Here is a 24,487-nt window from a genome sequence, read left to right as displayed (position 1 = left end):
GTATTGAGTGTAAGTTGATTATGCCGAGGCGCTGGTAGCCTCGAGTAGCGGGTCGGCTTGCTTCGCACGGAAGCTTTCGCCGGTGATGAGTATGTCGTGGTATTGCTGCATCATCCGATCCTGTAGGCGTTCGTCGCTCAGCGCTTCGGTGAGCGACTTCGGCGGGATGTTGGTCGTGATGATCGTCTGAGCGCCGCGCTGTTTCCAAGCATGATGACGGACCAACAAGATGTCGGAAAGAATCTTTACGTCGTTACCGAAGTGCTTGTAGCCGATGTGCTCCGTGCGCATCTCGTCGAGGATCACGTTGCCCTTGCTCGCTTCCTCCACTTCGGAGAGGCTTTGGCGGGAGTAGACAGACATGATCAGCTCGTCCATGCTACGGTACTGGAGCGACATGCCGGTATTGTACTGCGCTTGAAGCTGGGTAGAAGCATAGTGCGCCGCCATGGCCAGGGTGCTTTTGCCCGTACCGAGTGGCCCGTACAAGTAGGGGCTTTTGCGGATCGGAATGAGCTTCACCGGGCGGGCGCACTCACACTGATCTCCATCGTGCCCGACTAACCAGTGCGCTATTTGGTGCATGGCCGTAAGCAGCTCCGGACGATCTTGCAGGTTAGGCTTCTTTCCGGTTTCGAACACTACTTGATTTTCAAAGGCCCGGTAAAGTAGAATCTTTGCCGCCCGGTACATGACGTCCGGCGGAACGATAGCATCCACGGAGCGCTTGTGCATAGTGCGAAACATCCGCGCCAGGGAGCTATCCACACGCTCGATTTCGGTGGGTTGCATTGGGTCGCTCTGGATCATATCCAAAAATTCGCGCTGCCTGTCTTGCTGCTCAGGGTTCATTTGCGAGAAACGCCATTCATCGAGCCAACGCTTTTGCTTCGGTCCGCCGGTGGCTTCAATCGTTTGGCGAGTAGCCGGCCCGGGGCCTTCGGAGCCTTCCTCGCGCCAGGGGTTTTCGGTGCTAAAAACCATGTTGGTCGGAATTTTGGGAGTAATCGTAATTGCTGGGGTTGTCCGTCACGGCGCTACTACCAGCCCGCTTTGCACCAGCGCCAGCGCCCGAACCCTTGCCCATGACACCACGGGCAGCCCGGCGGCGATCGTTGTCGAGCGTGACTTCGAGGAAGCTAGCCAGGCGGGGCAACAACTGACCGCGCCAGTCGCGCAGTTGCCACTGCTTGGATTTGTTCACCAGGTCCCACACGGCGCGGTGGGGGGTGTCGACCTCGTCGCCGGTGGCGCAAATCGCCTTCCGGCAAGCCGCGAGAAACGCAATGCCCTCGTCGACCTCGGTGAGGTAGTGATTGAGCAAATCGCTCACGTCGCCAATCACCATTTTCGCGTTCATCTGCACCCGCTGCAAGTGAAGATTTTCGAGGGGGAACATCGCCCGGTTTTCAGCGGCCGTTTCGGACGGGGAAAGGGGGGCTGCGGAACGGGGGTTTGGGGCCGCTTCCACGCCATCAAAATCATCGACGTCCGTCGGAGTAATTTTTAAAGTTCCAACTTCTTTTTTTTCGGCTCGCGCTGAAGTAGTTGTAGTACTTGTAGTATTCTTTGTAGTAGTCTTTGTATTGTCATCACCTCCAGGTAACGACCGTTGTTCCCTGGAGGTAAGGACCGTCGTTACTTCGGGGTTACGACGGTCCTTACCTCCACGTAACGACGGAAGACCGTTTAAGTAGGCAATTTTCGACGGCACAGGGCGCAAGAACATGGTCTGTGGTTGCACCATTCCGCCCTGCTGAAATGGGCGAATAATCCGGTGGCACAAATCAAGATCTTCTAGTATCTCCAGAGCCAACCGCGACTGCTTTCGTGTGAAGCCAAATTTGTTCTGAATATCTTCGTAGGACCGGCGCAAGAAAGGGCCCTCGAAACGCCGCACACGCTTCTCTATTTGCCCCGATTGCTCACCACGAACTTCCTTAGCCCGGTACCAGTAGATCACATCCGACAGCAAGATAATCGCCACCGCGTTCGGTTTAGGCACGGCGTTGCTCTTGCCTTTCTTGTTCAGGATGTAACTCCACCAGCTCTCTGGCACGATGTTACCGCGCCAAACTATTCTACTCATCTCGGCTACTTCCTCGGTGAGTCCACCGTCGGCCGGGCCGTGCTCATAAATCTCGTTATCAATCATTTGTTTGAAGTTTTCCGCTTACCTTGCGGCTCGTTATAGGATACTTCGGTCAGCCTAGGCCGGCCGGAGTTATTCACCATTTTCGAAGGGGCACCACACGGTGCCCCTTCTTTTATTAGCCCTCAGGCGGGCTCGTTATAGGATGCTCCGACCGGGGTCGTTGCTAGATTAGATTTTCGGTCCCGCACGAAGCGTAGCTCCAGCGGGTAGTTCAAGTGATTGTAGGAAGGCGCACGGCACACGATACCCGTCTCCGGCACCACCCCACCCCGTCCGACGTGTATGGCCCACCCCGCTTCCTGGCGTTGCTCGGCCATGGGGTTGCCGCCCAGCGTGTTTTCGAGGATGTCGAAGGTGAAGCGGTCCACCCGGTAGGTGCCCGTGATCGGTTTCACCTCCTGGCACCGCATGTCGTTGAGCATCAGCGTGGCGTTCCAGTAGTGCAGCACTTCGAGGGCGAGGTCACGCGGTAAAAAATCTCCGGCGCTAACGATCGGTTTGACGGGTCGCCCGTTTTGGGGGGTAGACAGGCTGTTGCGGTGGCTCTGGTATGACTTTAGGGTAGGATTCATGCGGCCGTCATTTGCTCGATTTCACTACGACGGTTCTTACATACTTGCAGGCGGTAGTCCATCGAGGACAGATCACCGGCCGCTATTCGCTCTTTTTCCTCCAACGCATCTTCCACCATCGTCACCATCGCCTCCAACACATCCGCCTGCAGTGGCTTACGCCCACACATCATGTTTTTGATGGCTTGAAGTTTGTAGCCCCTGCCCCGGTTCAGCCCCAGGTTGATCGTCTGACACGACACCATTTCAAAACTGATCTCGTAGGCCTTCATCTCCGCCAGCAGCGTTTTCACTACCAGTTTGGCCGTTTGTAGTTTATCTTCCATATTCGCACAGGTTTTGCACTTGTTCTAGTGCAAATATGAGCACAGTACAAGTATTATGCAAGTATTTAGTGTAAATACACGTATGATACACGTAAAAACCTATACATAAATACAATGAAACATCCTGACAATGAGGACTTTAAGGAGTGGCTTCACTTTTTGAAAAAAAAACACGGTGTTAAGTACTCCGATGCTGGCAATCAATCTGGAATAGGCGTAACCAGACTTTCTAATATCAGATACGACCGTACGCAGGCGACAATTGAGGACTTCAAAAAGGTTGTAATTGCGTTTCCGGCACTACGTGGGAGAGCGAGAGAGTTGGACATAAATCCCAACCCTAAAAAGTTATCCGATGTCGAGGCCTTGAATCAGGAGCAAGCGGACGCATTGGCGGGTAGCATGCTAGAAGAAATACGTAAGGCTATGGCGAGTAAAGACAAACGAATTTCTTACCTCGAATCAGAGAATCAAAGATTGCACGACATTATCACAGACCACCAATCCACAATCACTAAGTTACTTGACCGATAATCAGAGAAAGTCTTCTTCTTCGTCGTGATCAGTGTCGTCGTTTAATGTGGCGATCTGCAATAGTAGATCGGCGTTACCGGCGCTAATGCCGGTGGGATTTGAAGAATTCATGTTGGAGTGAGTATGCTAATAGGGGTGTACCGTTGCCCAAAGAACAACAATTTGTTTTAAAATACCAAACTTTGTTTAATATGAAAGTAGTGATGATGGTTATAGGTTTGATGGTCGCCAACGCCTGTTTCGGACAGGATCGCCCCCAAGTAGTGATAGATTCGATTTATGGGGTGGCGTATCCGTACAAGAAACAAATTCAAACCCTCAAGACTATAAAGGGTGTGAGTGTATCAATCATTCGAATCACCGAGGAATCATCCAATAAGTCGGTTGCCCGTGTCCGCCTAATAATTACCGACTTTCTCGCAGCCGGGTCAAACAACTCCGAGATTATCGCCCTATCCCCTGATGATGTTGATTACTTAGTCAGTAGACTATCGCATTACTACGTGCTCGGGAACACTGATGCACCCAGGAACTATGAAGAGCACACTGACATCTTAGGGAGTTTAGGTAACAGAGTTAAGCTATCATTATTTTCATCTGAAAACACCGGTAAGTGGACTTTCAAGCTTATCGCGGTCAGACCAGTTCGAAAAGATGTTATGTGTCATTTGCAGATTAATGATCTACCTGAGCTAGCCAAACTCTTCAAGCAAGCCAGCAACATGGTAAAAGCCATGTGACGTATTGGACTACCCCAACCCCCCACCTTTTAAAACAAAACCAAACTTTCCCTAAAACTTAGGTCTATTTAATCCGCTCGTTCGTCCGCTAGATTTGTGACATTCTATAACGAAAGCGAATTAAACAATGATCCACCAGAACAAGGAACGTCCGTTCCTCAACCTCACCGCCGGTTCCGACGCCGGCTACCAGGTCCTCACCAAGGCCTGTTTCCTCTTCCTCGCCACCACCACGGCCGCCCTCACTTACTCAAGCTACCGCGAGGCCGTCAGCGGTTTCCTCCCCGACTGGGCGTTCATCACCGGGCTCGCCTTTACCATCATCGGGCTCTACGTCATCATCGACCACCGGCTCGACGGCGACCTGCTCGACCACTGGAAGACTAAGGACCAACTCCGCAACGCCGACCTGCGCATCGCCGATAAGCAGTCCGCCCGCCGTTACCTCCGCAAGCGCGGGGCCGTCCTCTGGATCCGGTTTGCCCTCACGCTCACCTCCAGCATCTGGGCCGGTAGCGAAATCTCCTACCTCAGCACCCCGCCGCCCGACTACGACGGCTACACCACCCACATCACCGACCACTCCGAGCGCCAGGCGATCCGCGAAACCGAGGCGTTGGCGAGCTTTCGCTACGTGCAGTCGCGCCACTCCGGCGACGTCAGCAGCGCGACCCGGTCCGGTAAGCGGTTGGTGGCGGCGGCGGTCGCCAGCGGCAACCCCGATCAGCGGTCCATGTACGCCCGCAACCCCGGCTACTTCTCTCCCCCGCCCCGCGGCAAGTGGTACGCCACTAATCTGGCCTACGCCAAGCGCATCGACGCGGCCCGCACGGAGCAAACCAAGCTACTGGCGGCGGCCACGGCCGACCTGACGGAGGCAAAGGGGGCGCTGGCGCGGGTGCAGGGTTCTTTGGCGAGCGACAGCACGGCCACGGCCATCCTCTCACTAGCTAGGCACCAGGTCGGCAGCTACGACGCTACCCTGGCCAGCCGCACCAACTTCATCATCCTTCTCGACGTCGTGGCCGCCCTGCTTGGCTTGCTCGGACTCCGCATCCGCTACCTACGCCTCAAGGCAGCCGGTTGGGAAGAGCCCGCCGCCAAGCGCAACGTCTACAGCCTCATCGCTCAGTGGCGCGATGCCCAGTGGGAAAGCTTCCTTTCCCAGCTCGAAGAGTGGCTGGGCCTCGACATCGATGGTAACGGCACGATCGGCACCACCGGCATGACCGCTACCCCACCGGCGTCTGCAGGGTTTCAGATCGTCGCCGCTCAGGGCACCCCACCCCAGCCGGCGCCCATTCCGGCGGGTAGTGCGGGCTTCTTTTTCCGCCGCTCCCCTACCCCATCGCCGCAGGGTACACCCCTCACCCCGGCACCCGCGTCCACGCCCGTAACCAGCGTAGCTACGGGTAGCTACGGCGTAACAAGCAACATCGTAGCTACACCGGCACCCAACCCACTTGTAGCTACGAACGCCCCGCAAACCGTAGCTACACCGATCACCGAGGCCATCCCGCCGCCCGATGCCGTCACGCGGCTCAACGGTTGGAAGTCGATGATGTCCAGCTACAACAGCTACATGAACCCCACGCGCAAGGAAACCGAGATCGTCCTCAACCGCCGCGCCGACCTACTCGACGGCATGGCTTGCGAATCCCGCGCCCTGGCGGAGATGGGGTGGGCGATCGATAAGCGCGAGGGCCGGACGGGGGCTTACTTTTTGCGGCCGGTTTGAGGTTAGGAACCAGTGTATTTAAGCGTGATTTTCCGGCGGCGCTGTGTGTTGCGGTGCCGCCCTTTTGAAATCAATAAATCAAACTACCATGCAAGGCAATTATTTAATCACCACGAATAACTGGTTTTACGCTCCGGACGGTAAGAAATACAAAGCAGTCTACGGGCCGGTCGAGATTATAGCTGACACCGTCTTAAATATTAAAACTAATCGCAACAGCAGTAACTGGTTTGTGAAAGTTGGCACCCATCATGACCACCTGATCGTAGCGGGCTGCCAAATCTACTATGCCGTAAAATGTCCTAAGACGCCGGAATCAGGACGAGTACAGGAGCACCAGTATTCTGACGACGGGTGCAGCATGTTCGACCGTCCGTGCGAAATCTACTTCGCTGGGTAAACAATAACATTTCACCAATTAAACAACCTACTCAATTAAACCTCTCATGATCGAAGATTGCGTATTTTAACCTAATCAAATAAATTAAGGCATGAACGAAGCACCCCTGTATTTCCTGGCCTGTCTCGTCGCTTTAGTTTGCCTTCACCCCGAAAACGAACCAACCAATGCCGTACAACCCACTAGACTTCTACAAGAAATTGATCATTGCACTTGCGGGCGGCTTTGCCCTGGCGTGCCTGTTGATTCCACTGGGCTTGTGGGGCCTCTGGAAACTACTGGCCTACTTCGTATTCAACAATTAACCCCACAAAATTAACCCGGCGTACCGCGCCACAATCCCTTTTCCTTATGCCTAAGATTAATCTCGATTACACCGTCAAAGCCCACTGGCTATTCGTCGTCCTCGGTGCCGTCATCATCGGCACCAGCGGGTACCACCTCGGCACCTCCCAAAGAGCTGGCAAATGATTGCGCGTTTCATCAAGGCCGGTAGTAAAAACTACCGGCCTAAACACCAACGAAATTTCCGCATCAGCTTTTCCCGTAAGGGTGGCTTCGTCATCACCGCCAAATTCACCGCGTCCGCGTGGATCGACCCCGCCACCATCCCCCGGGATCCGGACGGCAAAACGAACCACAAAGACTGGAACAAGTTGGGTGGCCACACCTTCTTTCGCCTTTTCTCTCCGCGCCCTAACCAAGACGCGGTTCTGGTGGGATTCCGTAGCGGCTTAGAGCGGGGCACCTTCGAGGTTTGCGGTTATCTCAACCACTCAGACACCGGCTTCACGACCACGGACGGCATCGGTACCTTCCGGGCTGGAGAAACCGTCAAAATTCCGGTCAACTACGGTAAGGACGGCGCTCACTACTTCTTTGACCGCCCCGGCCAGCGCCCCGCCAAGCTCGGGGTAGTCCCCATTGCCGGCTTCGCGAAGCTGTGGGGCATCCGCTACAACGTCGGCGTCACCTACGGCGGCAACACCGCCACCCCGAAAGCACATTCCCTTCAGGCCAGTATCGAAAACAATTAATATGCAATTCTCACCCAAATTAAAAAAAGCAGCCCAAGAAATTAAGGGCATCCTCGAACGGTACGACATCGCCGGGGCGGTAATAATTCACACGCCTGGCTATTCCGAGTACGTGTTGAAAGTTAACCCCAGTTATTCTTGCGCAAAGATCGAGGGCGGTATGCTGAGATTTAAGACTAAGGGCCTCCCATTATCTCCAGCACTCAAAAAACAGATGATTGCTGACACCTCTAATATGATGGCGGGGCTAAGCCAAGTCAGTGGCACGATGTCACTCAACTTAATGGCCGGTTCCGAAAAGATTGATAAGATGGTACGTGCTCGTCATACCGATATGGGTCATACATCACAAACCGAACTAGATAATTAATTAGCATGCTCGATCAACAACCATTATTCGACCACTTCGCCAACCAACATGACCTGTCGCTGCTGCACGGTGAAATGGATGACATCATCATGCTGGTGCTGGAGGGCTTGCGTAAGGAGGGCGTATCAACCGTCCCGCCGCCCGGCTACCGAATTCCTAAACTAGCCGGTAGATTTAGGTTAAGCGCCAACGCTAGCGTTTTCGTGCAGCTCAACGATCCGGCTACGCGCAGCTCGCCAAAGAATACAATTCACGCATCGGCTACACCAACCGGGAGCGACGAATACCATACTACTACAAAGAACTAGCCGACGAGAATGGGTACAGCCACTTCCCCCTTTGGACGTTCATGAACGTATTTGGGCCAATGATGAAGCTGGGGTGCCGCCAGCCTTTCGATACGGCGGTGGTGGTTGAGGGTGCTTCTCTTTGTTTAATATCTAAATAAATTTTAAAATAATAATTATGAATCATTTTGCAGGAGTAACTGCCAACGAATACTGGGCAGAAGGTAAAGACAAAAGCAAAGAATTAATCGTGGAACTCGTGCTTCTTTTCGACGCTCCAGATTATGCCCTGACTAATGACGGTCAAATTATTAGGAACAGAAAGTTGATAGAATCCCGGTTCGTGGTTTCAAAGCGAAACTTAGATACGCTGATTAGTTCGCTGGTAACTATTTCCGAGCAATTGCCAAGTTTTGATAAAACTTGATTAAATCGTTTGTTTCGACCCAATGACAGGTAGCGACGCAGCGCGATAGCGTTGGCGTTGCTACAATGTTGGGCTGCTGTCTTTAAATTATTACGCACTAAAGCGTAAATGATTAACCTAAAGTAGAACAACTTACGCAAAAGTGCGTTATATTTGCACAAGCGGCGCGGGAATGGTCTCGCGCTCAAATTGAAAAACTGTGATTTACTGCATCATTACTTCTCCCGGATATTTTCAGATTGGCGCTAATCCCTTCAACGAGGGCTTTGGCGGCGACAAAAACTACCTTTTAGACTCTGCTCAGTCGCTCCATGGCCGCGCATCGGCTATTTCCTATGTAACGCGCCCATATCGTGAAGGCTACACTAAGGAGGGTGAGACCCTACACGTTACAGGCGCTGATTACACTTTATCAATGGCCGACGAAGACTATACATTTGCTAGCCATTTTCAAGGATGGGACGATCTGAATCTCAAGAAGAAGTTTGGCGAGCTGCATCAAGCCAAGGTTCATTATCCAAACCAAATAGAAGGGAGCGTAAAGTCTCACTTTTCTGACGACGAGTGGAGATATTTGAATGGTGAAATGAAGGATGGACGTTTAAGTGATACAATCTTAAGCATGATTAACACGGGAAAGTAACCACCCTGACCGACATGCTCGACACCATAGGCCCGGCCAATTGTAGCCGGGCCGTTGGCCGTCGGATTCAGGATGGAACTCGCTACCTCAATGGGCTTAAAACCCGAGTGGATCAATTAGAGCAAATAGCCGAAGCGGGCAACTTTAAGATAATTGTTGAACCAATTTGATAGCGCCCAATGCGGAAGCAGCAAGCGCAGGCGCATTTTTAAACTAAAAACTATCAATAATTTAACTATGGATTCCGAAACACAAACCACCAAAAAACCCGATCAGGTGCTTGACGATTCTGCTTTATTGGGCGAGGTGGCGACTATAATTCGTAAGGGATTTACCCCACCATTCAGCTATGACATTCATGGTACCTGGATAATCGACGCCAACAGTAAGCATGTAATGGACGTGCGCGGGTGGGGTCACCTCCAATACCTCGGAACTGAGGCTGCGGACGAGATTCAAACGACTATTGGGAAATCAGTCGCCAGTCATCTTAATAAGGTCACTGGATGCGTCACGTCTGTATTTGTCGCGGGCGGCCAAGGGGCTGGAAAGAGCGCCTTGATGGCTGCTGCGATGGCACAACGGGAGCCAGTGGTAGTTGATTTTCGGTCACGGCACAAATATGATTTTTCCGAACACGACCCTATACCGTTTGGCGATTATTCAAACTCGGGGCTGCTCTCCCTCAAGAAACAGATTGATGCCAAAATCTGCAAACTCTCTCGGAAGGAGCGTACTGCGATTTTGGCTGAATGTACTCGGAGGGATTTAATTTAGGCATCTCGCCCAATAATTGGAACACCGCATTCGTAATATGCCACATGAATTGTTCCACGATATCTCCCCATATCACGCAACAAGCCCCGCCCTCAAAAGAGACGCGGGGCTTTACTAAACAACAACAAATTCAAAGTCCTCAAAGCTATCCGTATTTCGCAAGCGCCAAACGAGCACAGCCCCTTTATGCCCCTCGTCGCAATGCACCCAGGCAGGTTCGTCGCTATCAGGTACTTCGAAAAACGCCCCCGAATAGCCATTACCCGAAAGCATTTTCGGCTTAGGGTCGAACCGCCGTTCCGGGAATTGCCGCGCCGTCACCCCGGTTTGTGTGACGAACAACCCCCGATCCGAAAAGGCATAGCGGATATTCACCTGGAAGCTAGCGCGCCAGAACTCGCCTTGCGCACTTTTGCCCACGAAACGGTCGGCCACGCCATTGAACGCGGCCGGATTATTATTCTGGAACGTGCCCCGCCGCGACGCACTGCTAATCCCGGGCGCACCAACCTCAAAACGCCCCTTTGCCGGCATTTCCTCCTCAAAACTGGATACGTATCCTAACGAGGCTTGAAATACCGGTACCGGATCGCCCTCACGGAAGCTGGCCAGGTGGTAATGGTCGTAGTCGTCTACTGAGCCGGTTGTGGGATTCTCCACCGACCCTTTGTCCGTTCTAAAAGTTACCCATTCCCCAGAAGCTGTTTTGTGACCGGTCGTGTTGCGTACGTTCGACATATCGAACACATCGCGATTGACGGCCGCAAAGGTGATTTCATCGCCATACACCGGCGCGTTGCGCGGTCCAGCGTAACCGGTCACTTCCTTGTAGCGGAGGTACTGCATGGTCACCCCGTTCTCCGTCTCCGTCTTCTTATACCGGATCTGACCGTCGGGGAAAACCCCGGTTGCACTCCATCCCTTGTTAATCTGCACGTCGGTAACGATGGGGCCCAACACGGGGTCCAATTCCATCAGCACGCCATTATCCGCGTCGCTGATCGGGCTACCGATACAGTAGGTCCGACCATTCGGGAAGGTGGCAACCGGGCCTAACCCATCATTGTAATACGCCGCCGGAATCTGGAGACCGTAATTTCTCGTCAATCGCCAAAAACCGGTGTCGTTACTTGGCGTTGGTTCCTTCGTCCAATCAACCTTGTATTCCTTATGATTCGAAAACACACGCGTCGGGTCGGCAAGATCAATTTCCGTTGAGTACGAAGCATTCAGCCAGTACAGCGAATCCACCACGGCACCTGCGGCATCGAACACCAGGTACCGGCGGTTCAACACGTCGCCCACGTGGTACCGCCCTTGCTCGTCGCGGACGACGTAGGTGCCACCGGCCCCCCGACTGCTGTTGTCGTAAAAGCCCATCTTGTTATCGTAGACGGTCGCGTCATCAATGTAGGATTCCGCCCGACCCAATGGTGCCCCTTCCGCCCCGTTCTCGTCGTAGGTAAACACTTGGTGGCCTGCGCGTCTTGCGTCCACGACGGCTAGGTAATCCGGCCCCACGTCGATCGCCATGGGGCGTTCGAACGCGAGGGGGCTATCGACGAAAGCGGAGAGGCTACCGTCCGCGTTGACGGTCGCCGACTTTAGCACGGTGCCAAATATGCCCCAGAGTTCGGTATCGGAGCGCATCGCCAATTTTCCGGGCGCGGGCGCGGTAATTTCGTGTAGTATCTCGCCCGTAATCTTGTGAAGCACGTGGATGCTATTGGCGTCCGCCCGCGCCACGTAAAGGTAGTTACCTTGAACCTGACCTGCTAGGCCGGTGATGTCCGGCACAACACCGTTAATGGTCGCGTCGTAAATATCACACGCCGCATAATTACGATTCAAATACGTCATTCTCTCGCCCTGAAACGGTAGGAAGTTATCGAAGCTGGTGACCTTGTCGACCGGTACGGCCTGGACGTATGACGGGCTATCGTCGAAGTACTTGTAACGCCCACCGGTGTAAAGCGTAACCCCATCTGACCACAGTGCATTCGTGCCTTGCTGTGCGCCAAAAGGAAAAATATTCATCCGATAATTCAGGCGAGACACGGCCGCCATGGCCACCGAACTGTGCGCCTCCGAATCACCAGAACAAAAGTAAGCGTTTCCATTTACGATGGTCGCGTCACGCCAGGGGTTGAGCTGCGTATGCACCCCTTTTCCGAAATAGGCGTGCGACGTATTTCCGATCGTTCCGACCCAATCAAAATATATATTACTAGCCTCTATCCGAACGGTATTGCCTGGGGCTACCCCGTCAGTCGGGAATTGATGTGTACCTGCCGGATAGGGCTCCGCGGCGAGTATTTCGCGCAGTAGCCGGCCGTTCGCGTCGTATTCGCCCGCGCTGACGTTCTTAGCTTCGCTAAGCGTGAAGGTATTGTCCATGGGAGGGGTAATTAATTAGGGAAGATGGCGTCGAGCTCACGCCAGTAGGTGTGCTGCTGGTGCGGGGTGCCGCCCGCGTCGACCACCATGAAAATCACGTCGCTTTCGCTGTCGGAGGTATCGTAGGCGGCCATAGCATCAAGGTCGGCGACCACCACGCGCTGGGGAACGTTAGCCGCCAACACCTTACCGGTGAAAATCGCGTTACCGGTTTCGTCCAGGCTGAGCACCGAAATATCGCCCTTACCGTCCACGCGCACGTTAAAGCTGATGGTGGCGCGGCCCGACGAGAAGTTGGTGAAGTGAATGGTCTTACCGGATCGGTACACGGCCACGCTACCCGATTCGCCAAAGGTCATGTAGTTACCCACACCACCGACGCGCACCCGGTCGGATTCAACGTTCTTCCATCCGGTGAGGCCGTCACTGTTTTCTCCCTTCACCGCTCCCATCGCCTTGTTCGGGTCGCCGAAGTAAACCGGTTCGCCCGCCTTTGCGCCGACGAAGTACAGCGCCTCCGATCCGTTCTGCCCATTGGGATCCGGGCGCACGTTGATTTCCCCGTGCAGTAGGGGGTCGGATGCCGGGAGCCGGATGCGCTTTGCGGTGATGGAACCGTCATCGGGGTCGTAGAAGCTCAGGTCGGCGGGCTCGCCACCCCCGGCACCCGAACTTGCGCCGGGTTGACCTGCTGGAATTATAATGCGCAGGGCGACGTCAGGCCCATCACTGATGTCTTCAACGGTAGCCTGGCTACCCGGGGCACCGGTGATTACTTCGGCGATCGTCACGGCCGGGGAATAGCCGTCGGTTGCGGGTTCAGGGTCAGCACCGTCATTCCCGGCGGGGATGACGAATCGCAACGCGACGTCCGGTCCGCTGTCGGTGTCCTCGACGAGGGCGTCGCTCCCAGGCGCTCCAGTGACGACTTCGGCGATAGTGACTACGGGCGACCGTCCGTCTTCGGCCGTGCCAACGATGGGCGGAGAATCGACCAAATCGGCCGCATCATAAAACCGGATACCGCCTTCAATCTTTGAGTAAGCAATAGTTATATCTGACATGATTTACGTAGTTATATCGGGGTTAAGTTCAATGGTTCCTGTGATGAATGTCTGGGTTATGCCAGTTGCTTTGTGCATGGCTTCCCAGTCGAAAGCGGCCGTTCCTGACCTCCAGTTGTTAGTTGGCGTGATCAGGATAAAGACCCCGGGCCCACGCGAGGGAAGCGGTATAATTCCGTCCCCCAGCGTCAAGTCCGCGTACCGCGAAAAACCCATCCCGGCCGGTTTGAATTGACAGCGGAGGCTGTATTCCGAAAAATCCATCCCTTCCCCGTCGATTAGTATTTCGAAAAGCCCCGAAACGAGGATGTCGCCACGGGTAATGGGGTCGATGGTAATTTGTCCGGGAAGCATAGGTGAAGTCTTTTACTACCAGTACCCGCCCCCGGACGAATCCAGAGGCGGGCGAAAACTGATACTACTTAGGTCATCTAGGCAGCGACGGGCAGCGCGATCTTCTCTCCCCGGCTCAGGCCGATTAGATCAATGGCGAACTTGCGGTTGGTATTGGCGACGTGCAGGACGTACTTCACCAATACTTCGGCTTGCTCCTTATCGTCGGGCAAGAAGTCGGTGGCCAGCACGTGGTCGGTCAGTTCGTCGAACTCCTTTCCCTTCAGGTCGCCAAATTCGGGTAAAGAAGCGGAGACGATGGAAAAGCTGGTGAACACGGCCATGGCGAACCCGGATCCGAAGCCCGTCCATTCGCCGGTGCTGATTTCTCCGTCGCCGTTTTTGTCGATCGTCGCGGCGGAATACACCTGGCCTCCCAGGATGGTGATAAATTGCTTGGCGTTCTCTACGCCGTGCGCTTGAATTTCGGTACTCATGATAAAAGGGTTGTAGGTGCCGGGAACGCGCCCGGCGGCGCTTATTCTTCTAGTTTTTCTTCGCGGTAAGGGTAAGCCGTGCCATCCATCCCACGGTAACGTCCATCGTCGTCGATGAGTCCCACGTAAAAGGATCGCCAAAACACTTTCCACTTCCCCCTACGCCCGCGGTCTTCGATGGAGAACCCACTATCTGATTGTACCGGCTTGCCCCGGGCTTCACGCACTTGGCGAATTATTTCTTCGGCGTGTTCGACTACATCTTCTGGCATTCCCATCTCACGAAACGTCTTGTCGTAAGCATCCCTGGGGTTAACGCCTTGCGTCTGTAGCGCCAGGCGGCTAAAAGCTGGATTAAAAGTTTCCATCTGGTCATCCTCGTCGAGTTCCCACAACGCCAAGGGGTTATTTCGATCAGCGCGGCGGGTCATTCGCAGCGTGGATTCTAGATCGAGCACCTTGCGTTCGAGTTCGATGATGAGGCGGCGCATTTCGCGGTTATCATCCCGCAAATCAAGCAGAATCCCTCCTTGGATGGACCCTTCGTACTGGGCTTCCTTGAAATTTTGTTCGCGGTATATTTTGTAAGTACCATTCAGTATTGGCATCAATGCTATAATGATGGCAACCAACGCGCCCGCCCATGGGCCGTAGCGACCCGCAGTTTCTTTAATGCTCATTTCGGAGAATATTTTGCCACACAAGTGATGTTTCAGGAATTTCTTTTTCTCTCTTATCTTTCCGCTTAGGCTCAGGGCACCACCTTAGCCAGTAGCCACCATCCAAATTGTTAGTGTCTCGCACCCATTTCAGTGGTGCTAACTCCCACACGCACGTATCACGCTGTTCCTGGGCGCGGACGCAGGTGCAGAGGAGGAAGGTAAAGAGCAGGGCTAGGTACTTCATGGCTTAGGGTGGGTTTTGTAGTAGGCGACTTTTTTAGCCTCAATCCCTTCCAGTTCAAGCTCCAGTCGTGACTGACTAATTTTACCATCCGCGTGGCGGCGCTTATGACGAAGCTTCCGGTTGGCCATACGCTGCTCGAAGGAAGGAAGCCAGTCAGCGATCAGGCCCAGGATGGGGACGACCTCACTGAGGTATTGGAATATTTTAGTTGGCGGGATTTTCATGCGTAGGGTGCTTTATTTCGGGTTTATGCGATTGCATCGCTAATTAAATTCCCGTCGTCGTCCGTCCGCCGGAGCCGCCGGCCACCCAGGAAAGGCATTTTATAATCTGATACGGTGATCGCGCTACCTTGATTACCACCAAAAACGGTAATGTGCGTACCGTGGTCGGCGAGAAAGAACCCAACGTGCCCCTTCCATCCGCCCCGGTCGAAAACCACGATGTCGCCCACCCGTAATTCTTCGCGCGGGATTACGACGCCCACCTTCAGCCACCCCCGCGCTAGCCCCGGGTGCTCGGTTGCCAAGGTATTTTCCATACATACGGAAAGTGCCATCGCGTTCACGAAGCACGAACACCAGGCGATGGTGCTGTCGTCTTTCCAATTCGGAAAGCCGCCCTTATTAATTATATCAAGGATTGCCGCGTTACTTTTTGGGCCGCGCACTTCACGGTTACCCGCGTAGGAAAGGGCGTGGGTTAGCAGAGATCTTTGAGCCGGTAAAAGGTGGTAGTGATTCATTTTAATTAATTTTCTTTACGACTACCGTACTTCGGTTTCGAAGGATGGCTCCCGTTTCCGACTTAAATTGAAATTCTACTGATCCTCCGTCCGCAGTAATTTCAAAAATGGTTGGTATTATTTTAAATGTGGGCGCAATCCCACTTTGACCTTCGCGGTAATCCAGCCCGAATGATGTATTAGCCAATTGAACCGCCAGCTCATTAACCATAACTAGGCTGCTGGCATCATCATAATTCGTGGCGTTTATCCTAGCTTGCATCTCGCTAGTATGAAGTATTGTAAACGTGGCCTTGTACAAACCGACAGGCAACCCCGATACGGATAGTCCAGTGGTCCAGTCTGCACTTGATTCGAATAGATCACTCGTAAGCCGGTCAACAAAAGAGGCTCCCCCGCTAGTTGGCGGAGAGGGGGCGTTTTGTACGTATCCCACCGTCCCGTCCGGCTGGTAGACTGCATACGAAGGGCTTGCCGGGCGGTCGGAAAGCAGGTCTACGCCATCATTTACCCCACCGCCATTGCCAACGTACATCTCCCCACTTTCACGCTGAGATAGCGTAGCTCTTTTCCCGTCCGGCGTCCTGATTTCTACTCCATTCGGACGAATAAAAGTAGTGCCCGAAAATGAGCTGACGTCGATTTGGCCCGATACCTTGTTGGCGTCATCCGGGTCTACGTCCATAGTCATTTTAATGGCCGATTCTCCCGCGGGCGATTCGAGCGAAAATATTTTCTCTAGCCCGAAATCCCCGTAGGCCAGCCCCCCACCGGTAGACGTTATTTGTATCGCAGCAGGTAGCACGCCCGAACCGGAATAAATACCGTTACCGTCGGCCGGGGCATCGCTACCATCCTCGCCATCTTGACCCGGAGGGCCTTGATTTCCCGCGCCCGAAGTTTCCCCAACCGACCACTGCCCGGAGCCATCTATGTTTGACGTCCAAGAGGAACCGTCAGTAGTAGGCAGGTCGGACGGCATATCCATGAACCCCTCCCGATTAGGTAGTCGGTAGGTAAGTCCTCCAGTGCTGGAACTAAAGCTCCAGCCCGTGATGCCGATGCTAGGCCTTTTGTAGCCCATGAAAGATGTATTCACTACCATCTCTCCGTACTGATCTATGGCTTGAATTGCGACGCCTTCACCCCCCCCTGCTGAATTTAAGTATTGCGCAAACTCAATTTTGTCATTACCTGACGGTGGTTTCAACCCTTGAGTAATGGCTCTCCATCCGTCGCTAAATGTAGTATTCAGTAAGAACGCTCCCCCGTCCTCTGTGACAAAATCAGTTCCAGTTGGAACTGTGTTAGAACCACCTGAAAAAATACCGTTACCGTCGTTCTTCGCGTCAGTGTATGCGTTGGCGCGTTGCTCGGCCAAGAGGATACTATCTCGTAAATCTTCGTCATCGTACTGCGGCAGGGCATCAGCATAATCCTTAGCGCGTTGCTCAACCAGAATGATACTATCCCTTATGTTCGCGTCATCGTAGCCAGGTAGTGCATCCGCGTACGCGTTCGCGCGTTGCTCGGCGGCGGTAATGTCGTCGGTCAGTTCGTCACGCAGAGGGTCGGTGTTGGCGGCGGGTAGGGACACGTCCGCCGCATTTACCCCGGGTGGAAGATCGCTTACCCAAGAAAGGCCAAAATCAACAACGGAGGCAAGCGGCTTGATGGGGTGCCGAAATTCACTAACGTAAGCCCTGGCGTACTGAGCAAGGTTAGATCGATAATAGATCACCGCCCGGCCGCCCTCGACCGCCATCGCATATTCTTGGCCTCGGTATTCCTCATAGATTCCTACCGCGCTGGTGTTTCTCCATCCAGAAGAGCGGGGCGTACCGGTGATGGTCACGCGGTCGCTACTTCCGAACGATATGTTGTACAGGTTGGTCACATCAATGGTCATGGGTGCGCCGTCTGGTGATCCAATATCAACACGCAACCAATCCGAATCGCTAAGATTTCCCGCGTACGTTAATTTGCTGATCGGCACGGCGAATGGGGCTGCGTTTCGAACCAATCCGGGGGCGGAATCAACCGTCGAGCAAATAAAATTTAGAATTTTGTCCGCACGAGCGATTAGACCTATATTTTTAACAAGGTACCTAGAGAACAGCATCCGTCCGTCCTTTAAATAAACAACAGGGTGGTTGTTTTCGGAGGTGGCAATATATTCCACCTTTGCATTGTCACTACCCTCAGTAATGACAGTAAACTCTCTCCATTCGACTCCGCTGTAATTTCCAGCGATTGTGTATCTCTGAAAATCATTAGTACCACTTCGGAATTGTAATTTTTCAATCTCAAACGAGATGAAATTGCCGGGGTAATTTTCAATCTCAATTCGTAGCCAGGAATCATTAGAAGTTTTCCCAGTATAGTTTTCCGTTTGCGTTGGTAGCTGAAGAGTAGACTTTCCGCCATCGGTACTGATTCCACCATCACCCACCGTGAATGGAATATTTAGTATTTCATCCCATTCCACTGGTCCGCCATTGCCCGTTCCCGGCTCCCCAGCTTCACCCCGGTCCCCTTTGGGACCAGCAACGCCAGGGTCGCCTTTCTGCCCGTCTGCTCCTGCCGGAATGACTACGCGAAGGGATACGTCCGGCCCGCCGTCCAAATCTTCGAATACCGCCGGCGTGCCAGGGGCACCAGTCACTACTTCGGCGATACTGATCTGGGGGGAGTAGCCATCCGCACCGCCACCCTGGTGGTTGCCACCACGGGGTAGCATAATTGTGTACCGGTAGCCATCCGACCCGGCGAACAAGTAGGTGGTATCGGTCTGCTTTGAGATCGAGTAGGTCGTGTTTTCGTCGGTCGTCCGGTAGCCATTATTGGCGACCATGGCGTCCACTTCCGTCTCCGTCAGGGTGCGGCCCGCTACGACCTCAACCCACCGCAAGGCGCTGATAAACTCATACTTCTTGTCTTCATCGGCCACGTGCGTAACCAGCCCCACGTACGTGCGCAAGGTTGCCGTATCGGCGAGCGTAGCGATGGCCTGGCGGTCATCGAGGGGCTTGTCGATGTCGGGCGCAAAGTTGAGCTGTACGCCAATTTGCGCGGTCGCGGGTGCCAGGGAAAGTAAGGCGAGGACCAGCCCCGTAAGTCTAATAGCGAAATTCATACGTCGTATTGTTGATCGTGGTGGTGTTGCGCAGGCGAAACACCTTATAGTTTTGTGTCCAATTGTTCGGCAGGTCGACGGACGTCACCGCCACCGTCGTCACCTCGAATCCGGCGGTCACGTCGAAGCCGTTACCGTCGATGATTTGTAGCGATTTGTTCGCCGCCCAGGTGGTGGGGTAAGCGTAGTAGATGTGACCCGACCCAGTAAGTTTTTGCGACAAGTCGCCCTGATTTACGATAGCCTTGGTGAGGGCCGTGTAGACGGAGGTGCCCGCGGTCAGAATAGCATCAGTCACGCCCACAAAGACTGGGTACACCCCGCGTATACTTTGCGAATTCGAGCTAACCGTTTCGGTCGGTTCGTCACCTTCCGAGTAATCCAGCCGCGCGCGGAAACTGTAATCCGCCGCCCCGTTAGCACCGCCGCCCTGGCCTGGCTCAAACTGAAAAGCGTAGGTAGGGCTAGCATTATTTTGCCAGCTAAACACCTCCGAACCGTTAGCCTCCAGCCGCCCGGCACCAAGCGTAGCCGCGCCGGGGTTGTTGGTGGAAACGTTGATGCTGAGGGTGTTTACCGTCCCCCATTCGTAGAGCGTAGTCGAGGGAGATTTTGTGAGGCGCACGGTGGGCGGCGTGAAGTAGAACCACGCAAAGCCGGTAACGATGTCGCCAACCTTTGGCATGCGTAGGATCGGCTTAGTGGAGTCCCAACCGTCACTACCGCCGCCACCCCCCGACTGCTGCAAGTACCTCAGCGTAACGGCGTCCGCCGGGTCAACGGGGTCACCCAGCCGGGACAAGGGAGCCCCACTAGCGTCCCAGGCATTAATCGCCGGGTTGAAGGGAAGCCCGGAGCTAGACGAAGATTGCCCGCCACCCCCGTCATTACCCCCAGCGTCACCCCCGCCTTTAGGCGGTGCGAAATCCTTAGATTCAGGTGGTGCCGACTTCGGCCCCTCCCCGTTCGTTTTGTGGGGAGGCAGGACGATTTCGCTGGTATTGCCCGGGTTCGGGTTCCAGGCGAACGATACTTCTACCCACGACCCACGCACGGCACCGGTCAACAGGTTGTGGGACAGGTCCACCGGCACGTACTTGCGGATGTTGCGCACGTCGCGGGGGTCACCCTGCACGGTCAGCACCAGTTGGTTAGCCGAATACTTACCGGTGAAGATCGTGCCGGTGATCTCTTCGTTGGTCTGGCTGCGCAGGCCCATGATCATCTTGGCGAGCACCGCTCCGTGGGAAAAGGATTCGCCCCCGTCCGTCGTCCAGTAGGCGCGCCACCCGCTCGTTTTCTTGGTCAGGCGGCCCTGTAAGATTTTTAGGGTGCCGAAGGTGTTTTCACCAGGTCCGTCACCGAAGTTTACCTCGAAATCTTCCTCGCCGGAGTTCAGGTCGTAGGCCTGGTTGCTCTCCGCGTACACGATAGCGTTGGTTTCCCGATCAGCGTTACCCGCCGGAATGTCCGCGATACGTAGGTCCGTGAAGGAAACGTTGGTGCTCACGTTGCTTTGCTGCCCCGCCTGGTAAGTCGACCCCGAGCCAAAGGAAACCACCAGCGTCCCGCCGTCTGGCACCGGGGGCGTGTAGAAGTTGATGCGTCCGCTGGCCTGAATGGTCAGACTGGGCGGGGGGTTCGATACTACTGATTGGTACGACCCAGTTTCCTGCCGCCACTCTGCCGCCCCCAGACTTACCCCGCCCGCATTAGGCGTAGCGTCGCGGTGCAAGTACCAATTGAATTGGCCCTCAACCTCGACGATGACGGTAGTATTGACAATCCGGTCCAACGCCGCCGTACTCAGTCCGCGAACATTATTTTTCATGTTCACGCGGGCGCGGATGTGCAGCGTGCCCCCGCCGCCAAAACCCTCGATCCTGGCTACGTTACGATCCACGTTCAATTCTTCCTGCGCAATGTCGGCCAGCGTAAAGTGCGTGTAAGTCACCTCCGCACGTCGAACGGGGGATTGCGAACGCACCTGCGCCCCCGCCGATACCGTTGCGTCATCGGTGTCCAGTATCTTACTGATAGCAAGTAAGCCGCCCTGATTCGACACCCCCAGGTAAGTACCGTCGATCGCGTAATGGTGGTAGAGCGTCCGCACGTTGGTCGCGTAACCCGAGTTCTCCGTAACCCACCACCGCCCATTCGCCTGCACCACCCGGGCACCGGTCACGCGCAGGAACTGCACCAGCGCATCGTAAGCGCTGGAGTTCTCTACCCTCCCCCGATCGTCGACGCTGCGCAGCGCCTTACTGTTTAGCTTCAGTTCACCGCTCAGGTTGAATTGGTCGCTGGGCGTCACCCCGTCCGGCACGAGTAAGCTATTGAAGCTCATGAACACGTCGTCCGGCCCGTAGTAGCCGGCCGGTAGCGGAATGTCGGTGAGGCAGCGCAGCAGGTGGTCCTTTAGCGGTTCCACGCCACCACCCAGGTAGTCCACCCCCTTAAGCCGTCCGATACCGTCGGTGGCCGCGATGGTGATTTCATACTTTTCCTCCCAAAGCGGGCGGGTCGACTGCCCGGGCAGCACGTAGCCCATCCACCACAGTTCCCCTTCGCGGAGCACGCGCAGGATGTAGGTGCCTTCGGGGTTCGACTGAGTCCTCAGTAGTTGCTCTTCGCGGTAGTTGCCCTTGTCCACCATCCACGACACCGTCAACTTGGAAGCGAAGATGTTGGAGGTGAGCGACTTCTTATCGAGCTTGTAGTCCAGGCGTACGGACGTGATCGGTGTTTTGATGAACGTGTCACCCGGCCCGCCCCGATCGAGAAACACGTCGTAGCCCACGTCGTCGTGGAAGAACCCGCCTTTGATTAGCGCGCCCATTACCCGTAAGATTGTGCGTAGCCGGGTTCGGCCTGGCGGATGACTGCAATAAGGTCTTCGCCACGCTGGACGAATTCACCGAAGACGCGCACGGCACTAGCCCCGCCGCCCATGTTGATCATTTGTTCCAACCGATCGAGCGGGACGACGGCCTCGGGGCCGGCCTCACCGATCAGGGCGAGCTGGGGGCCGGTGGTTACCCCACCCTTCGCCAGGGCGGGAATACCGATGGCGTTGATGGCGGAATTGAACAGCGCGGACGCACCGGCACCGGCGGCGGCGGCAATACCCACATTGAAGGGGAAGGGTACCTTGGTTAGCGCCTTACTCACCTGCGTGACGACGGCTAGTTTGATCTCGGCGGCGATCGCGTCGCGCACGGCGGAAACCACCGCGGCGCTGAACGCCTTAACCGCGCTCTGCCCTTTGTTCATGGCCTGCGTCACGCTATCGAACGCCGTGCCGGAAGCTTCTTTAAGCATTTGCATGGTGGCGGCAACCTGTGCCAGTGATTCGGCTAATTCCGTGTTCTTGGAAATGAACCCGTCCAACCTTTCGGTGAGTCCGATAACGATCTCGTCGGTGGGTAGGAACCCTTCCTCGTAAAGCGTTTGCAGGGCTGCTTTGGTCAGTTCGATGTTCTCCGCCATGCCGTTGAAGCCCTCGCCGAAGAACCTTACTTTTTCTTCCGACTCCGCCAGCCCGGCGTTCAGGTTGTCGGTGATCTCGGTGCGCAGCTCGGCCATGACCTGCTTGGTGCGCTCGTAGGGGTCCGTATCGATCACCGGAACGATGGCCAGGCCGGAAAGCGCCCGCGTCAGTAGTTCGGACTCCAACCGCGCGGAGTTAGCCAGCGTGAAGTATTCTCCCAGCGATTCGCGCGCTTCTTTGGGGATTTCGTACTGCTTGGCGTCGAGTGACTGCGCGGCGGGTAGGACGTTCCGCGATGGGTCGCCGCCCGACGAACCACCACTGGCGCCCCCGCCGCCACCCAGTATGTCCGCAGGAGAACTAATCGTCGAGCCCGGCGCATCGAGCGATTGATTGAATGTTTTACGAGCGGCTTCAGCAGCGTCCTTAGCTGGTTTCAGAAAGTTGGCCGGGTTAAATAAACTTTGTCCTAATTTTTCACCCGCCTTTCCAAAATCGCCATTCAAGACATCCGTCATTGCCCCTACCACTAGCGTGACGTGCTCGACCAAGCTAGTAAACAAAGACACGATGAAAGACACACCGCTCGCGAGACTCGCCATAACACCATCGAATACGCTACCAGCCTTTGAGAATATTTTGGATAAATCGGGAAATACTTTAGTGATTAGCTTACCCAAATTGTCACCAAGGCGCACGAACATCTCACCAAGCTTGGCTACTTGTCCCCGGAAGAACGCACTGCGGTCATAAGCAACTTTGAAACCGACAGCAATGGCACCAATTGCGAGCACTGCCAACCCAATCGGACTAGTTAAAGCCACGAATGCGTATTTCAAGCCTAGCATAGCTTTGTCCAAAGCACCGCCAACAGAAACAGCCTTATAGATTAAATCGCCCTTGAAAAACAAAGCCAAACTAAGCTTAGAGTATTTACCGAATGCCAACATACTACCCGCTACAGACGCAAGTGGCCCGCCCAAAAGCTTGAACCCCGTAACTAACAGTGGTAAGGACTTGGCTGCCGCACCCAAGCCAAACGACAGCGGCCCGACAGCAGCGGCCGCACCGGCCGCATAGATAATGAATTTCTGTGTGCCTGGATTTAATCCGGTAAAACCCATACTAACCTTAGTAATCACATCCGCCAACTTCCCCAAATTGACCTCCAAGTTCAACGCCTTAGCAATCGCCTCACCGAGCGGACGGATGCCCACCTGCACCGCGTTACCAAAGCTCTCGAACGACTTGGCCAGGCCACCCTGCACCCCTTGGAAATTCTTGTTGGATTCGATGGCCGTGGTAAGGCGGCTGGTAAAGTCCGTCATCGAAATACCCGTCGCCCGAATCCCCTCAGCGGTGGACGCGCCAAACTCCTGCTTGATGAGCGCACCGAGAGCCGGCATCCGGTCCAAGATGGTATTCAAGTCTTCCTGCTCGATCTTCCCCTTACCGATAATCTGCGTGAACTGCCTTAAGACCCCACCGACGTCGTCGATGGAAGAACCCGACACCGTAGCCGCAATACCAAGCTGCTTGATCGTCCGCTCGGCTTCCGCCGCCGCCAGGCCCGCCCCCACCAACCGCTGCTCACCGAGGGCGGCGGTTTTCAGGTCCAAGGTCGTGCGCGTATCGAGCACGATTCGGTTGAGGCGTTGGAAGGCTTCCTGCCCGCCTTTCGCCGATCCGGCGAGCGCGCCCAGGCCCTTTTCCAGCCGGTCGAAATCCGCAAACGTCTTGACGGCCGTAACGCCCAGCGCCACCAACGGCAGACTGACGCGGGCGGTCAGGCTACTACCGATGGATTCGGCTTTGAAGCCGAACCGCTTGAGCTTGCCCAACCCCTTGTCGAGGCCGGCGGCCAACCCCTTCAGGTTGACACCCAATCGAATATTTAGGTCGGCGGCTGCCAT

24 protein-coding genes are annotated in these 24,487 nt (G+C 54.9%); 10 read left to right on the top strand and 14 right to left on the bottom strand.

The window, feature by feature from the left end; all coding sequences use genetic code 11:
• Window positions 1–18: 18 nt before the first annotated feature.
• From GGR27_RS01515 to GGR27_RS01500, 4 genes are all read right to left on the bottom strand, one after another.
• Window positions 19–984: an ATP-binding protein gene (locus GGR27_RS01515; protein ID WP_168035634.1), complete on the bottom strand. Its 966-nt coding sequence runs from the start codon at window positions 982–984 to the stop codon at window positions 19–21.
• Window positions 974–2,155, bottom strand: coding sequence for a hypothetical protein (locus GGR27_RS01510; RefSeq protein ID WP_168035633.1), 1,182 nt, complete (start codon window positions 2,153–2,155; stop codon window positions 974–976). The genes GGR27_RS01515 and GGR27_RS01510 overlap by 11 nt, the downstream gene beginning before the upstream one ends.
• Window positions 2,156–2,277: 122 nt before the next feature.
• Window positions 2,278–2,727 (bottom strand): hypothetical protein, encoded by a 450-nt coding sequence (locus GGR27_RS01505; protein ID WP_168035632.1) that lies wholly within the window; start codon window positions 2,725–2,727, stop codon window positions 2,278–2,280.
• Window positions 2,724–3,053, bottom strand: coding sequence for a hypothetical protein (locus GGR27_RS01500; protein ID WP_168035631.1), 330 nt, complete (start codon window positions 3,051–3,053; stop codon window positions 2,724–2,726). The genes GGR27_RS01505 and GGR27_RS01500 overlap by 4 nt, the downstream gene beginning before the upstream one ends.
• 114 nt (window positions 3,054–3,167) lie before the next feature.
• Between GGR27_RS01500 and GGR27_RS01495 the strand changes: the two genes are divergently transcribed.
• The 10 genes from GGR27_RS01495 to GGR27_RS01450 all read left to right on the top strand — a co-directional run bounded on the left by GGR27_RS01495 (window position 3,168) and on the right by GGR27_RS01450 (window position 10,006).
• Window positions 3,168–3,587, top strand: coding sequence for a hypothetical protein (locus tag GGR27_RS01495; RefSeq protein WP_168035630.1), 420 nt, complete (start codon window positions 3,168–3,170; stop codon window positions 3,585–3,587).
• A 191-nt stretch (window positions 3,588–3,778) separates the two neighbouring features.
• A complete protein-coding gene (locus GGR27_RS01490; RefSeq protein WP_168035629.1) occupies window positions 3,779–4,327 on the top strand; it encodes a hypothetical protein in 549 nt (182 codons plus the stop codon).
• A 127-nt stretch (window positions 4,328–4,454) separates the two neighbouring features.
• Window positions 4,455–6,065, top strand: coding sequence for a hypothetical protein (locus GGR27_RS01485; protein WP_168035628.1), 1,611 nt, complete (start codon window positions 4,455–4,457; stop codon window positions 6,063–6,065).
• 567 nt (window positions 6,066–6,632) lie between these two features.
• Window positions 6,633–6,770, top strand: a complete 138-nt coding sequence (locus GGR27_RS01480) for a hypothetical protein (protein WP_168035627.1) — start codon at window positions 6,633–6,635, stop codon at window positions 6,768–6,770.
• 162 nt (window positions 6,771–6,932) lie between these two features.
• Window positions 6,933–7,502, top strand: a complete 570-nt coding sequence (locus GGR27_RS01475) for a hypothetical protein (RefSeq protein WP_168035626.1) — start codon at window positions 6,933–6,935, stop codon at window positions 7,500–7,502.
• 1 nt (window position 7,503) lies between these two features.
• Window positions 7,504–7,872 carry a hypothetical protein gene (locus GGR27_RS01470; RefSeq protein WP_168035625.1) on the top strand — a complete coding sequence of 123 codons (369 nt, stop codon included), beginning with the start codon at window positions 7,504–7,506 and terminating at the stop codon, window positions 7,870–7,872.
• A 5-nt stretch (window positions 7,873–7,877) separates the two neighbouring features.
• The gene (locus tag GGR27_RS01465; RefSeq protein WP_168035624.1) at window positions 7,878–8,180 is read left to right on the top strand and encodes a hypothetical protein; all 303 of its coding nucleotides are present in this window, start codon (window positions 7,878–7,880) and stop codon (window positions 8,178–8,180) included.
• A gap of 157 nt (window positions 8,181–8,337) precedes the next feature.
• Complete coding sequence (locus GGR27_RS01460; RefSeq protein WP_168035623.1) at window positions 8,338–8,586, top strand: hypothetical protein; 249 nt, start codon at window positions 8,338–8,340, stop codon at window positions 8,584–8,586.
• 199 nt (window positions 8,587–8,785) lie between these two features.
• Window positions 8,786–9,229 carry a hypothetical protein gene (locus GGR27_RS01455; RefSeq protein WP_168035622.1) on the top strand — a complete coding sequence of 148 codons (444 nt, stop codon included), beginning with the start codon at window positions 8,786–8,788 and terminating at the stop codon, window positions 9,227–9,229.
• 153 nt (window positions 9,230–9,382) lie between these two features.
• The gene (locus GGR27_RS01450; RefSeq protein ID WP_168035621.1) at window positions 9,383–10,006 is read left to right on the top strand and encodes a DEAD/DEAH box helicase family protein; all 624 of its coding nucleotides are present in this window, start codon (window positions 9,383–9,385) and stop codon (window positions 10,004–10,006) included.
• Between the two features lie 114 nt (window positions 10,007–10,120).
• Here the strand turns inward: GGR27_RS01450 and GGR27_RS01445 are convergent, their stop codons facing one another.
• The 10 genes from GGR27_RS01445 to GGR27_RS01400 form a co-directional block, all read right to left on the bottom strand.
• Window positions 10,121–12,403, bottom strand: coding sequence for a hypothetical protein (locus GGR27_RS01445; RefSeq protein WP_168035620.1), 2,283 nt, complete (start codon window positions 12,401–12,403; stop codon window positions 10,121–10,123).
• Window positions 12,404–12,414: 11 nt separating this feature from the next.
• Window positions 12,415–13,467, bottom strand: coding sequence for a hypothetical protein (locus GGR27_RS01440; RefSeq protein ID WP_168035619.1), 1,053 nt, complete (start codon window positions 13,465–13,467; stop codon window positions 12,415–12,417).
• A gap of 3 nt (window positions 13,468–13,470) precedes the next feature.
• Window positions 13,471–13,821 carry a hypothetical protein gene (locus GGR27_RS01435; protein ID WP_168035618.1) on the bottom strand — a complete coding sequence of 117 codons (351 nt, stop codon included), beginning with the start codon at window positions 13,819–13,821 and terminating at the stop codon, window positions 13,471–13,473.
• 77 nt (window positions 13,822–13,898) lie between these two features.
• Window positions 13,899–14,297 (bottom strand): hypothetical protein, encoded by a 399-nt coding sequence (locus GGR27_RS01430; RefSeq protein WP_168035617.1) that lies wholly within the window; start codon window positions 14,295–14,297, stop codon window positions 13,899–13,901.
• A gap of 41 nt (window positions 14,298–14,338) precedes the next feature.
• Window positions 14,339–14,977: a PAS domain-containing protein gene (locus tag GGR27_RS01425; protein ID WP_168035616.1), complete on the bottom strand. Its 639-nt coding sequence runs from the start codon at window positions 14,975–14,977 to the stop codon at window positions 14,339–14,341.
• 222 nt (window positions 14,978–15,199) lie between these two features.
• Window positions 15,200–15,427: a hypothetical protein gene (locus tag GGR27_RS01420; protein WP_168035615.1), complete on the bottom strand. Its 228-nt coding sequence runs from the start codon at window positions 15,425–15,427 to the stop codon at window positions 15,200–15,202.
• 23 nt (window positions 15,428–15,450) lie between these two features.
• Window positions 15,451–15,948, bottom strand: a complete 498-nt coding sequence (locus GGR27_RS01415; RefSeq protein WP_168035614.1) for a TIGR02594 family protein — start codon at window positions 15,946–15,948, stop codon at window positions 15,451–15,453.
• Window position 15,949: 1 nt separating this feature from the next.
• On the bottom strand, window positions 15,950–19,084 hold the full coding sequence (locus GGR27_RS01410; RefSeq protein ID WP_168035613.1) for a collagen-like triple helix repeat-containing protein: 3,135 nt from the start codon (window positions 19,082–19,084) through the stop codon (window positions 15,950–15,952).
• Window positions 19,068–21,923, bottom strand: coding sequence for a hypothetical protein (locus GGR27_RS01405; RefSeq protein ID WP_168035612.1), 2,856 nt, complete (start codon window positions 21,921–21,923; stop codon window positions 19,068–19,070). Before GGR27_RS01405 ends, GGR27_RS01410 begins: the two co-directional genes overlap by 17 nt.
• Complete coding sequence (locus tag GGR27_RS01400) at window positions 21,923–24,487, bottom strand: tape measure protein (protein ID WP_168035611.1); 2,565 nt, start codon at window positions 24,485–24,487, stop codon at window positions 21,923–21,925. Before GGR27_RS01400 ends, GGR27_RS01405 begins: the two co-directional genes overlap by 1 nt.

The sequence above is a fragment of the Neolewinella antarctica genome, from assembly GCF_011927835.1.
In the GTDB taxonomy this organism is placed as follows: Bacteria; Bacteroidota; Bacteroidia; order Chitinophagales; family Saprospiraceae; genus Neolewinella; species Neolewinella antarctica.
This window is presented reverse-complemented; position numbering and strand designations above follow the sequence as displayed.